General features: G+C 33.5%; 11 protein-coding genes. 10 read left to right on the plus strand and 1 reads right to left on the minus strand.

What is annotated here, in order from left to right; all coding sequences use genetic code 11:
- Nucleotides 1–77: 77 nt before the first annotated feature.
- From ACFQ1Q_RS13910 to ACFQ1Q_RS13920, 3 genes are all read left to right on the plus strand, one after another.
- Entirely contained in the window at nucleotides 78–2,600 is a 2,523-nt protein-coding gene (locus ACFQ1Q_RS13910; RefSeq protein WP_386132774.1) for a PIG-L family deacetylase, read from the plus strand.
- Nucleotides 2,601–2,721: 121 nt separating this feature from the next.
- Nucleotides 2,722–4,521 carry a sodium:solute symporter family transporter gene (locus tag ACFQ1Q_RS13915; RefSeq protein WP_386132777.1) on the plus strand — a complete coding sequence of 600 codons (1,800 nt, stop codon included), beginning with the start codon at nucleotides 2,722–2,724 and terminating at the stop codon, nucleotides 4,519–4,521.
- Between the two features lie 100 nt (nucleotides 4,522–4,621).
- A complete protein-coding gene (locus ACFQ1Q_RS13920; RefSeq protein ID WP_386132780.1) occupies nucleotides 4,622–7,177 on the plus strand; it encodes a M4 family metallopeptidase in 2,556 nt (851 codons plus the stop codon).
- A 72-nt stretch (nucleotides 7,178–7,249) separates the two neighbouring features.
- On the opposite strand, the gene ACFQ1Q_RS13925 is transcribed toward ACFQ1Q_RS13920, so the two are convergent.
- Nucleotides 7,250–8,095 carry a DUF2911 domain-containing protein gene (locus ACFQ1Q_RS13925; protein WP_386132783.1) on the minus strand — a complete coding sequence of 282 codons (846 nt, stop codon included), beginning with the start codon at nucleotides 8,093–8,095 and terminating at the stop codon, nucleotides 7,250–7,252.
- A 169-nt stretch (nucleotides 8,096–8,264) separates the two neighbouring features.
- Here ACFQ1Q_RS13925 and ACFQ1Q_RS13930 point away from each other — a divergent pair, with 169 nt between their 5' ends.
- From ACFQ1Q_RS13930 to ACFQ1Q_RS13960, 7 genes are all read left to right on the plus strand, one after another.
- Nucleotides 8,265–8,594: an ArsR/SmtB family transcription factor gene (locus ACFQ1Q_RS13930; RefSeq protein WP_386132785.1), complete on the plus strand. Its 330-nt coding sequence runs from the start codon at nucleotides 8,265–8,267 to the stop codon at nucleotides 8,592–8,594.
- Between the two features lie 12 nt (nucleotides 8,595–8,606).
- Nucleotides 8,607–9,080 carry a DUF6428 family protein gene (locus ACFQ1Q_RS13935; RefSeq protein ID WP_386132788.1) on the plus strand — a complete coding sequence of 158 codons (474 nt, stop codon included), beginning with the start codon at nucleotides 8,607–8,609 and terminating at the stop codon, nucleotides 9,078–9,080.
- Between the two features lie 18 nt (nucleotides 9,081–9,098).
- Complete coding sequence (locus ACFQ1Q_RS13940; protein ID WP_386132790.1) at nucleotides 9,099–9,710, plus strand: arsenate-mycothiol transferase ArsC; 612 nt, start codon at nucleotides 9,099–9,101, stop codon at nucleotides 9,708–9,710.
- Nucleotides 9,711–9,746: 36 nt separating this feature from the next.
- Nucleotides 9,747–10,412, plus strand: a complete 666-nt coding sequence (locus tag ACFQ1Q_RS13945; protein WP_386132793.1) for an MIP/aquaporin family protein — start codon at nucleotides 9,747–9,749, stop codon at nucleotides 10,410–10,412.
- Nucleotides 10,413–10,508: 96 nt separating this feature from the next.
- Nucleotides 10,509–11,165, plus strand: a complete 657-nt coding sequence (locus ACFQ1Q_RS13950) for a TetR family transcriptional regulator C-terminal domain-containing protein (RefSeq protein WP_386132795.1) — start codon at nucleotides 10,509–10,511, stop codon at nucleotides 11,163–11,165.
- A 28-nt stretch (nucleotides 11,166–11,193) separates the two neighbouring features.
- Nucleotides 11,194–12,504 carry an ABC1 kinase family protein gene (locus tag ACFQ1Q_RS13955; RefSeq protein WP_386132797.1) on the plus strand — a complete coding sequence of 437 codons (1,311 nt, stop codon included), beginning with the start codon at nucleotides 11,194–11,196 and terminating at the stop codon, nucleotides 12,502–12,504.
- Nucleotides 12,505–13,146: a flavin reductase family protein gene (locus tag ACFQ1Q_RS13960; protein ID WP_386132800.1), complete on the plus strand. Its 642-nt coding sequence runs from the start codon at nucleotides 12,505–12,507 to the stop codon at nucleotides 13,144–13,146. It abuts the gene before it with no gap.
- Nucleotides 13,147–13,149: the final 3 nt, after the last annotated feature.

A 13,149-nucleotide genomic window follows, 5' to 3' on the forward strand; every position in this document is an offset into this window, starting at 1 on the left:
CAGTTAAATAAATCAAAAATTTCGTGGCTAGCGAACCAACTTTTTTAACTTTGAGTGTTAACAAACTAGCTCTAAATATGCGTCGCATAACATTCGGAATTATATTCCTTTTTTCAGCATTACTATCTACTAATGCTCAACAACCTAAAAAACTTAATTCCTCAGAAATTTATGAAGCCGTTCAAAAGCTTAATGTTTTAGCTTCAGTACTATACGTTGCTGCACATCCTGATGATGAAAACACACGGCTAATTTCTTATATGTCTAACAATGTAAAAGCACGAACAGCCTATTTATCATTAACGCGTGGCGATGGTGGACAAAACCTTATTGGACCAGAAATAAGAGAACTTCTAGGCATTATGCGTACGCAAGAATTATTAGCTGCACGAAGTGTTGACGGCGGTGAGCAACGTTTTACACGTGCTAATGATTTTGGATATTCTAAACATCCAGATGAAACCTTAGATATTTGGAATAAAAACGAAGTACTTGCCGATGTAGTTTGGAATATCCGTCAATTTAAACCAGACATAATTATTAACCGTTTTGACCATAGACGCGCAGGACAAACACATGGTCATCACACCACTTCGGCCATATTAAGCTTAGAAGCTTTTGATTTAGCAAACGATGCATCAAAATATCCGTCACAGCTAAAATATGTTGATACTTGGCAACCTAAACGTATTTTTTACAACACGTCTTGGTGGCGTTATGGAAGCCAAGAGGCTTTTGATAAAATAGACAAAAGCAACATGCTTAATTTCGATATTGGCGTCTATTATCCGCTCAAAGGGTTATCAAACAACGAGTTAGCCTCAATAGCCAGTAGCCAGCATTTATGTCAAGGTTTTGGCAGAATGACATCTCGTGGCAAACAAGAAGAGTATATCGAATTTTTAAAAGGTGACGCACTCCAAGACGAAAATCCATTTGCAGGAATTGACACAAGTTGGAACCGTATTGAAGGCGGAAAAGCCATTGGAGATATTTTAAACACTATTGAAACTAATTTCAATTTTGCAAATCCTTCAGCTCACATTCCAGAATTGGTAAAAGCATATCAAATGCTTCAAAATGTAAAAGATGAGCACTGGAGAAACATTAAATCAGAAGAATTAAAAAGTATAATTGAAGCTTGTGCCGGATTATACTTAGAGGTTTCTGCTAATAGTCCAACAGCGACGAGAAATGAAGCTATTACATTAAGTATAGAAGCCTTAAACAGAAGTAATCTACCAATAAAACTTCAATCTTACGAACTAACGTCATTAAAAAATCCAGTTGAAAAACATATTAATCTAAATTCTAATCAGCGCATTAATTTAGAAGAAGGCATAACTATTCCGTCAAGTATCAATTACACAAATCCGTATTGGCTAAATGAAAAAGGAAGTTTAGGTATGTATAAGGTTGAAGATAAAACTCTAATTGGTAAGCCAGAAACTCCTAGAGCCATTTATGTAACTTTTAATTTAGATATTGAAGGCATTACAATTCCTATTAAAAAACCTGTTGTTTACAGATATTCTAAACCAGATAAAGGCGAATTGTACCGACCTTTTGAAATCGTACCACCAGTTTCAGCAAGTTTAAGAGATAAGGTTTTCATTTTTGAAAATGATAAACAACGAGATATTGAAGTCAACGTTAGAGCAGGAAAAGATAATATTGAAGGTTATGTACAATTGGCTTACCCAAATGACTGGAGCGTTTATCCTGCAAAGCAAAAAATTTTGATTGCAAACAAAGGCGATAAACAAACGCTCGTATTTACAGTAATTCCTCCAAAAAATCAAAGCGAAGGTTTAATTTCGCCGATGGTAAATATTGATGGCGAATTTTACACACGAGAACTAGCAGAAATTGATTATGCCCATATACCATATCAAACAGTTTATCTGCCGAGTGAGAGTAAAATTGTGCGTTTAGATATTCAAAAACGTGGAGAAAATATTGGCTACATTGAAGGTGCTGGCGATGTTGTACCAGAAAGTTTAAGGCAAATTGGGTATAATGTTACCATCATTCAACCTGAAAAAATTACAGCAGAAAATCTTTCAGAATTTGATGCCATAGTTGTAGGAATTAGGGCTTATAATATTTTAGACGAATTAAAATTTAAACAAAAATTCCTTTTAGACTATGTAAAAAACGGAGGAAATCTTATTGTGCAATACAACACAAGCAGAAGACTTAAAGTCGATAATTTAGCACCATATAAGCTAGAATTGTCAAGAGATCGCGTCACTGACGAAAATGCCAAAATGACTATTTTAGAACCAAATCATCCAGTTTTAAATTTCCCAAATAAAATCACACAAAAAGATTTTGAAGGTTGGGTACAAGAGCGTGGTTTGTATTTTCCTGATGAATGGAGCGAAGAATTTACGCCGCTATTTTCTGCAAATGATAAGGGAGAATCTCCTAAAAAAGGAAGCCTACTTGTTGCCAAATATGGTAAGGGCAATTACATATATACAGGTTTAAGTTTCTTTAGAGAGTTTCCTGCTGGTGTTTCTGGCGCTTATCGCTTATTCGCAAATATGCTTTCCGCAGGAAAAGAAATTACTCCAAATACCACTTTAAAAAACTAAACCATGCAACAAGAAAAAGAAACGATTAAAAAGCAACCTTGGTTAAAATTGTATACCATTGTGCTTTTAGCAAATTTGGTGTATATCGTCATATTTTTCTTAATCACTCAAGCCTTTTAGTATGGTTTTAAGCTGGATAGATTGGACGGTTCTTGCATCAACCTTATTACTTATAGTGGGTTACGGAACATACGTAACGCGCAACAATAAAAGTGCACAAGATTATATAAAAGGCGGTAATACGAGTCGCTGGTGGACCATTGGATTGTCCGTAATGGCAACTCAAGCTAGTGCTATTACCTTTTTATCAACAACGGGTCAAGCATTTTCTGATGGTATGGGATTTGTGCAATTCTACTTTGGTTTGCCAATTGCTATGGTAATAATCTGCTTGGTTTTTATTCCCTTGTATCATCGGCTAAAGGTTTACACGGCTTACGAATTTCTTGAAAATCGTTTTGACCTAAAAACTAGAAGCTTAACTGCTATTCTATTTTTAATTCAACGTGGTTTGGCTGCAGGTATTACCATTTTTGCACCTGCCATAATTCTTTCCATCGTATTAGGTATTAACATAGTTTATCTAAATATTATTATTGGTGTCTTAGTTATTATTTACACAGTTTCTGGCGGAACAAAAGCGGTAACCGTAACTCAAAAGCAGCAGATGTTTGTCATTTTTGCAGGAATGCTAGCTGCATTATTCATTACACTAAACCTGATACCTGATGAAGTATCTTTTACAGATGCATTAGATATTGCCGGCGCTAGTGGCCGAATGGAAGTATTAGATTTTTCTTTTGATTTAGAAAATAGATATACTGTTTGGACTGGGATTATTGGCGGAACTTTTTTAGCACTCTCCTATTTTGGCACAGACCAAAGCCAAGTGCAACGTTATCTTTCTGGTAAAAGCATGAAACAGATGCAAATGGGCTTAATATTTAATGGTCTATTAAAGGTACCAATGCAATTTTTCATTTTGCTCGTTGGTGTTATGGTTTTTGTATTTTATCAGTTTAATCCTGCACCCTTAAATTTTATTGATGCTTCAACTGAAAAAGTTTTAGCTTCGGAATATGGTGATGAGTATAGAACACTTCAGCAGAAACAAAATGAATTATTTACGAAGAAAAAAAATCTAAGCTTGGCATTATCTTCATCTGAGGATGAAGCAGTTTACCGTCAATTGTCAATGCTAGATAGTGTTGAAAAAGCGTATCGTTTGGAGTCTAAATTTCTTATTAAGAAAACCATAGATAAAGATTATACCAAATCATATAACAACCTAAAAAAAGAAGTCGAAAAACTAAAAACAAATCCTGAAAGCGAAGCCTACAAAACAAAACTTTCCGAATTAAATACACTTTATACTTCTGCCGCCAAAGACACGCAAACCAATGATAGAGATTATATGTTTATTAGGTTTATTCTCAATCACTTGCCCGTTGGATTAATTGGACTCTTATTGGCAGTAATTTTATCTGCTGCCATGTCATCAACCGCTTCAGAGATTAATGCACTTGCAACAATTACTTCAATGGATTTGTATGCACGCAACCAAAAGGAAGAAAAAGATGAAAATCATATGGTTAAAGTGACTAAGCTTTTTACGTTAGCTTGGGGAATTATAGCCATTATCATTGCTTGTTTTGCTAATCTGGCCGAAAATCTAATTCAGCTTGTAAATATTATAGGCTCTATTTTTTATGGAAATGTTTTAGGTATTTTCTTGTTGGCCTTCTTTTTTAAATACATCAAAGGAAACGCTGTATTTACTGGTGCGTTAATTACCCAAGTCATTATAATTATTGGCTGGTGGTACGATTGGATGCCGTATTTATGGCTAAATTTATTTGGTTGTGCTTTGGTGATGATTATTACTCATCTTATACATGTTTTCACAAAAAAACAGAATTAATTTTAAAAACCTAGACTTGTTTTTTTTCGTAACTAATTGGTAGAAGATAATTTGTAAAATATTTTTGTTATACTTACAAATTATTAATTACCCCAAAACTATGAAAAAAACCTACTTTTTAACTGTAATAGCTATTTGTTTTGCTATTATTTTTTGCCAATCACAAACCGCTACAGAGCAAATTCAGAAGTTTTCTAATCGAACTAATGCCAAGATTACCTATAATAGTAATACTGAAACTGTTTCTTTTATAAAATTCCCTTCAAATTCGGCTTATAAAATTTCAGGAGAAAAACCGACTTCAAAAGCATTAAATTTTGTTGAAGATTCTCAACTATTTGGAAATTTAAAGTCTAGTGATTTTAGTGTTGAAAAATCTTCTACGGACAAATATGGACAAACGCACATAACGCTGCTTCAAAAACATAATGGCATTCCAGTATTTGATGGACGATTAAAATTTCATTTTAATTCATCTCAAGATATTACGAGTATCAACGGAAAGTACTTACCACAAATTAAAGTTAATGCAATACCTACCTTAAATAAAGAGGCTGCGAATTTAAATGCGATAACTGCAATTAAAAATCAAAACTTAAATGGCTCTGGCGCTCCGCTTTTTGTTCAAAAAAATGAATTAGTGATTTTTACCAAAGGTATTGAAAAAGGGCAAACAACTTCACAACACTTAGCTTACCATATCGAAGTTAGAAATAATGTTGATGTTAGAGAATATCTATTTATTGATGCTACTAATGGAGAAGTTATTGAACAATTTACTGGAATTGCGCATGCTTTAGACAGAATTATTTATGAAGAAAACACATCAACTATTGCATGGCAAGAAGGCGATGCGTTTCCGGGAAGCTTAACCATTTGGCAACAAAATGAGGTAGAAGCTTCAGAACATACTTACAACTTTTTTAATAACGCGTTTGGTTATATTTCGTATGACGGAGCTGATGCACAAATGATTACTATAAATAATAATCCAAACATTCAATGTCCTAATGCCAATTGGAATGGTTTCTCAGCAAATTATTGCGATGGTACAGCATCTGATGATGTAATTGCACACGAATGGGGTCATGCGTATACTGAATATACAAGCAATCTAATCTACGCATGGCAATCGGGCGCAATTAATGAAGCCTATTCTGATATTTGGGGAGAAACTATTGACTTATTAAATAATTATGAAGATGCAGACGATGACCAATCATTAAGAAATGGTTGTGGCTCAAGTGACCGATGGAGAATGGGCGAAGATGCTTCTGCCTTTAGTGGCGCAATTAGAGATATGTGGAATCCAACTTGTAACGGTGACCCAGGTAAAGTGACTGATGCACAATATCATTGCGAAAGTACAGATTCAGGTGGTGTTCACATTAATTCTGGTGTACCAAATCATGCTTATGTTTTGCTCGTTGATGGTGGAAATTATAATGGCTTTACTATTAATAGTATTGGTTTTACAAAAGCAGCTCATATTTTTTGGAGAGCACAAAGTCAATATTTAACGCAAACTAGCAATTTTGTCGACTTAGCAGACGCTTTAGAAACTTCGGCACAAGATTTAATAGGTATTAATTTAGAAGGGCTTTCAACAACGAACGCTGCCGCTGGATTGTCTGGCGAAATTATTACAAATGCTGACGTTCAGGCTGTAATGGATGCTATACTTGCTGTAGAAATGCGTACAAACCCTAGTACATGTAATTTTCAGCCAATTTTGTCAGCCTCAGCTCCGCCTTGCGAGGCATCCTCAACTAATCCTATTTTTAGAGAAGACTGGGAATCTGGTACTGATGGTTGGTCATTTAGACAAGTTCCAACGAATCCTGCAACTTGGGAAACAAGAGATTGGACATTAGTTTCCAATTTACCAGAAAACAGAAATGGAAATGGAATTTTTGGAATTGACCCAATAAATGGTAACTGTCAAACAGATTTGGAAAACGGAATCATAAGACTAGAAAGTCCATTAATTACAATCCCAAATTACGCTTCAGGTATTACAGAATTATTTTTTAATCATTATGTCGCAACAGAACCAACTTGGGACGGCGGAAACGTTAAGTATCAATTAGATGGTGGTGCATGGGAAGTGATTCCTACTTCAGCATTCACTACAAATCCATACAATGGCTCGTTAAATACTACGGCACAAGGTAATGACAACCCGATGCAATCTGAAGATGCCTTTACAGGAACAGACGAAGGCCAAAATAAAGGAAGTTGGGGAACGAGCATTGTAGATTTAAGTCAAATTGGAGTTACTGCAAATTCTACATTAAAATTACGATTTGAACTCGGTACAGATGGCTGTAACGGTCGTGATGGATGGTATTTGGATGAAATAGCCGTTTACAATTGTAATTTTGCTTTATCAGTAAAAGATTTTGATAATTTGGCTAGTGCAATTAGTATTTATCCAAATCCTTCAAAAGGTATTTTTAATTTAAAAAAGTCTAGTCAAGTTGATTTAGAAAAAGCTTCAATTTTTGATATAAATGGTCGACTAATAAAGACGATTAATCTTAAAACTATGAATACTGAAACTCAATTTAATATTAATAATGCTACTCCAGGATTGTATTTTGTAGAAATTTATTCAGAAAAAGGAAAACATACCTTCAAGGTGTTAAAGAATTAAATTTTAATTTTTTAATAAAAAATGCGACTAGCTAATAATAAGTTAGTCGCATTTTTTTTGTTTAAGATGATATTACATTGCGCCCCATTCTTTAAGCGAATCCATATTCATTTTTACATAATCGGCATTTCCTGCTTCTTTTGCACCAGCTAAAGATTTTTTAGCAACTTCAATAGCTCTTTTCTTATCGCCCATTTTAGCATATAATAAAGACTGCTGTCTTAATTGCCAATATCTTGGATTTTCAATCATTGACATTGCCTTATCCATCCATTCTTCAGCCAATGTCATATCCTTATCTGCATTCATGTAATATACTGCAGCAGCATAATAATCATTTGCTGAAGGTCCAGACATTGTTCTTTCAATAGCAGAAGTCACCATTTTGTCTGTTGGCACTTCAAACTTTAAATTTGCCATAGTATCAGCCCAAATAAATCCTAATTCAGCAGAATCATTTGTTAAATTATCAAATGTAATTGTAAAAGTTTCAACCATAAATGGGATTTTTTCAGTTTTTATGGTCGTTTTTGCAGCAACTTTAGAGTCGTCCCAAGTTTGAGGTGTTCCCCAGTTTTCTGTATCTGAATAAAATACCACATCCCAAGAATTAGCACTCGGAGTTACAAATATAGCATATGAACCTGCTTTTAAAGTCTGTCCGTCAACAACAACATCATCACTAAAAGTAATCATGGTGTTTTTATTAGCTCCTGTTCTCCACATTTTGCCAAAAGGCACTAAATTTCCAAAAACGGTACGTCCTCGCATTCCTGGTCTAGAATATTCTAAAGTTACATCAGTTAAACCAACCTTTTGCTCAATTTTAGTAAATGGGCTTGGTTGTGGTGTTTCAATTTGTGCATTGACGCTAAACATAAGTGTTAAAGCAAGTGCAAATAATAAAAATTTTTTCATGTTATATGGTGTTAGTGTTTAAATAATGGATGCAAAATTACAACTAAGACTAGACCAATTATGTTAATAAACCTTTAAAACAAATCATCTGAATTTGATAAAAACCCTTGGCTAAACTTTGCTAAAAATTTATTTAATCGTAATATTGCAATAAACAAATAAAGAAGTTATGGGATTAGTTAAATCTGAAATTTTTTCAGAACAGCAAAATCATATTTCAGCATTAGCAAAAGCTTTTGCACATCCTGCACGCGTGGCTATTTTACAACACATTTTCAATAGTAAAACTTGTATTTGTGGTGATTTGGTTGAAGAAATTGGATTGGCTCAATCCACAATTTCGCAACACTTAAAAGAACTAAAAAATAGCGGATTAATTAAGGGAAATATTGAAGGTACCAGCGTTTGCTATTGCATCGATAATGAGAATTGGTCTAAAATGAAACAAAGCATTGGCGAATTTTTAAATCAAGACCTAAACCCTTTAACCTGCTGCTAAAAAAATTGAGTTATGACGCTATTAGAAATAAAAAAACATCTCGAAAACCTAAACCAAATTGAATTTAAACTACCAAATGGTAGTTTGGTTCCAAGTCATTTTCACGTTACCGAAGTTGGTAAAATTTCAAAAACATTTATCGATTGTGGTGGAAAATTACGTCAAGAAAGCGTTATCAATTTTCAACTTTGGGAAGCGGACGATTACGACCACAGATTACATCCAGATAAACTTTTGAACATTATAAAGCTATCTGAAGAAAAACTAGGATTACGCGATGTGGAAATTGAAGTCCAATACCAATCAGATACAATTGGAAAATATGATTTAGGCTTTAAAGATGGAAGTTTTTTACTTGTATCAAAACAAACAAATTGTCTGGCTTTAGACAGTTGTGGAATCCCAAATTTAAAGCCAAAATTAAAAATTTCAGAATTACAAAATCAAGCAACTAAAGGTTGTACTCCAGATTCTGGGTGCTGCTAAACTTTAATAAATTCAGATATGAATTTCAGTAAACTCAACCAATTTATTTTAGATATTAATAGTTCTTCAATTTCAGAAAAACGAAAAGAAACTCTTAATCTTCTTTCACATTACATAAAAAATAAAATAAACACTAATCAAGATATTAACCTAAATTTTATTTGCACACACAATTCTAGACGCAGTCATTTATCTCAGATTTGGGCGCAAACTATGGCAGCACATTTCGATGTAAATAACGTGTATTGCTATTCTGGCGGTACAGAAGCCACAGCTATGTTCCCCATTGTTGGTGATACTCTTAAAAAACAAGGCTTTTATTTAGATAAGCTATCCAATGAAAAAAATCCTGTTTACGCTATAAAATATAGTAATAACAATCATCCTATTATCTGCTTTTCAAAAAAATTTGATGCCGATTTTAATCCTTCTTCGCATTTTGCAGCCATCATGACATGCTCTCATGCTGATGAAAATTGTCCGATTATTATTGGAGCAGAACAACGAATTCCTATAAGATATGACGACCCAAAAACGTTTGATGATTCTCCGCTACAACTAGAAAAATACAAAGAGCGTAGCATACAAATCGCCACTGAAATGAAATATGTGTTTTCAAACATTAAATAAATTGAAATCCCTAATTGACTAACTCATTTGAATAATATGGAAACGAATGTGAGTAAAAGAGATATAGGAGAATTATTGGGCACTTTTGCAATGGTTTTTTGTGGTTGTGGCGCAATGACCATAGACGAAATTACTGGCGGTGCTATTTCTCATGTTGGTGTAGCAATTACTTGGGGATTAATTGTCATGGCTATGATTTATGCCTATGGCGAAATTTCTGGAGCACACTTTAATCCTGCCGTTACCCTTGCTTTTGCTGTGGCAAAAAAATTTAGTTGGAGAGATGTTCCAAAATATATCATTTTTCAAACCATTGGTGCCTTTTTAGCTATCTTACTTTTATGGTTTTTATTTCCTGAGAGTAAAAGCTTTGGACATACGTATCCTGCTGAAAATTTTCCGCCAATAAAAGCCTTTGTTTTAGAACTCATTCTTACCTTTTTTCTAATGATTGTTATTATCAACGTTTCTTCAGGAAGTAAAGAAATTGGAACTATGGCTGCTATTGCAGTTGGTGCTGTAATTCTTTTAGAAGCAATGTTTGCTGGCCCAATGACTAAAGCGTCTATGAATCCTGCGCGGTCTTTAGCTCCTGCTATTGTTTCAGGAAATTTACAACATCTTTGGTTATACCTAACAGCGCCTTTTCTAGGAGCAATTTTAGCGGTTTTTACTTATCGTTTTGTAAAAATTGGTGACTAGCTTTAACACAGCGTATATCTAACGCTGTTAAATATTGTTTAACTATAATTCTAATTATTTAAACATTTATTATCTTTACATTGTAATTAAATCACAATGGCAAAGAAAAAAAACATATCACAAAACGACCTTATAAGCTTTTATATGGATTATGTTTTAACGCATAATCATAAACCTAACACTGTCTACGCTTTCGCAAAAGACAACAACTTCGACGAACAAAAATTTTATGAATTTTATGGTTCTTTTGAAGCTTTAGAGCAATCTATATTTAAAGTTTTCTTTGATAATACAATTGCTGCTTTAGAAAAGAGTGAAGATTATCAATCTTTTGATGCACGTAACAAATTATTAAGTTTTTACTATACTTTTTTTGAAAACCTTACAGCGAATAGAAGTTATGTTGTGCATGCGCTTCAGAGTCATAAAAACTCTATGAAATCATTAAAAGTACTTGGACATTTGAAGAAAAGCTTCACAAATTATATTGAGCATTTAGATATTCAAACTTTAGATTTGAAACAAGAACAGCTTGAAAAACTTCAAAACAGAGGTTTAAAAGAATCTGCATGGTTTCAGTTGTTAGTCACAATGAAATTTTGGCTAGACGATACTTCTCCATCATTTGAAAAGACAGATATTTTTATAGAAAAATCAGTTAAAGCAAGTTTCGACTTAATTGATACGACGCCTTTGAAAAGCATCATAGACTTCGGTAAATTTCTATTTAAAGAAAAAATGCATTCCAATTAAAATATTCTGAACTCAGTTCAGCCCACATATGAAAACTATAGACAGCATACCTATTTCAAAAATTTCTAGAGCATCAAAATTGGTGTCTACTGGAGCTAAAGTAGGTGTCAATTATCTAAAATATTACGGTGATAAATTGGTAAACTCTGAAGTTGACGCCAAAGAACGCTTAAACCAAAGTAATGCCGAAGATATATACGACAGTTTAAAAAAGCTAAAAGGTAGTGCACTAAAAGTTGCACAAATGCTTAGCATGGAAAAAAGCATTTTACCACAAGCCTACGTCGAAAAATTTTCACTCTCACAATTTTCGGTTCCCCCATTATCGCCTCCATTGGTGATAAAGACGTTTAAAAAGTATTTTGGACGTCATCCCGAAGATATGTTTGATACTTTCAATGCAACCTCAGTAAATGCTGCCAGTATTGGCCAAGTGCATCTGGCAGAAAAGGATGGGAAAAAATTTGCTGTGAAAATCCAATATCCTGGGGTTGCAGAAAGTATTGCTTCAGACTTAGCATTAGTTAAGCCAATAGCAGTAAAAATGTTTAATATCAAAGGAAAAGATTCTGACAAATATTTTCAAGAAGTTGAAAATAAGTTGACTGAAGAAACCAATTATACTTTAGAATTGCAACAAAGTCAGGCTGTAGTAGATGCATGTAAACACATTCCTAATTTAACATTTCCAAATTATTACAAAGAATATTCTTCTGAACGAATTATTACTATGGATTACATGAAAGGTGAACACCTTTCAGAATTTGTGGCTCACAATACCGACCAAGAATTATCTAATAAACTCGGACAAGCCTTGTGGGATTTTTATATGTTCCAAATTCATAATTTGCGTAAAGTTCACGCAGATCCACATCCAGGAAATTTTTTGGTTTCTGACAAAGGGGAATTAATTGCTTTAGATTTTGGATGCATGAAAGCAATTCCTGATGAGTTCTATGTACCATATTTTGAATTGGCGAAAAAGGAATGTATTGACAATCCAAAATTATTTAAACAAAAATTATACGAATTAGAAATTCTAAGAACAGACGATTCACCTGAGGAAGTTTTGTTTTTCAGCGATATGTTTTATGAGTTGTTAAGTTTGTTTACACAGCCATTTCATTCTGAAGTTTTTGATTTTTCAAATCCAGATTTCTTTAATCAAGTTGCCGAGATGGGTCAACGTTATTCTAAAAGCACAGAATTAAGAAAAATGAATGGCAATAGAGGTTCAACACATTTTATTTACATCAACAGAACATTTTTTGGATTGTATAATTTAATGTTTGACCTAAAGGCTGAAAATGTAAAAATTAATAATTTTATCAACCTTTAGATGAAATACTTCAACGCCGATGATATAAAACAAATGCATCATTTGTACCGTATCAATCTTATAAATAGTTGTACAGGATACAAATCTGCAAATTTAATAGGTACAAAAGACAAAAACGGTAATAGCAATGTTGCCGTTTTTAGTTCTGTGACACATATGGGTTCAAATCCTGGATTAATCGGGTTTTTTACAAGGCCAACAACTGTTATAAGGCATACTTACGAAAACATAAAAGAAACTGGATATTTTACTATCAATCATATAAACAGTTCTATTATAGAGGACGCGCATCATACTTCGGCAAAATATGCTAAAACAGTTTCAGAATTTGATACCACAAAATTAAGTGAAATCTATAAAAACGATTTTTTCGCGCCATTTGTTGACGGTTGTAAGGTGCAGTTGGCTTTAAGCTTTTTAGAAGAATATCATATTAAAGCTAACGATACTATCTTAGTAGTTGGACAGATTGAAGGACTCTATGTAGATAACACCGCTTTAGTAAAAGATGGTTTTATCGATTTGTCTACAATTAATTCTGCCACAATAAACGGATTAGACGCATATGCTGTACCACAAAAAAACACAAGACTAGAGTACCAAAGACCTAAAGCAGGCTATAAAACTAGAGACGAAAAATAAAAT

Origin of the sequence: Winogradskyella litorisediminis (assembly GCF_042675765.1) — a bacterium.
Lineage (GTDB): Bacteria > Bacteroidota > Bacteroidia > Flavobacteriales > Flavobacteriaceae > Winogradskyella > Winogradskyella litorisediminis.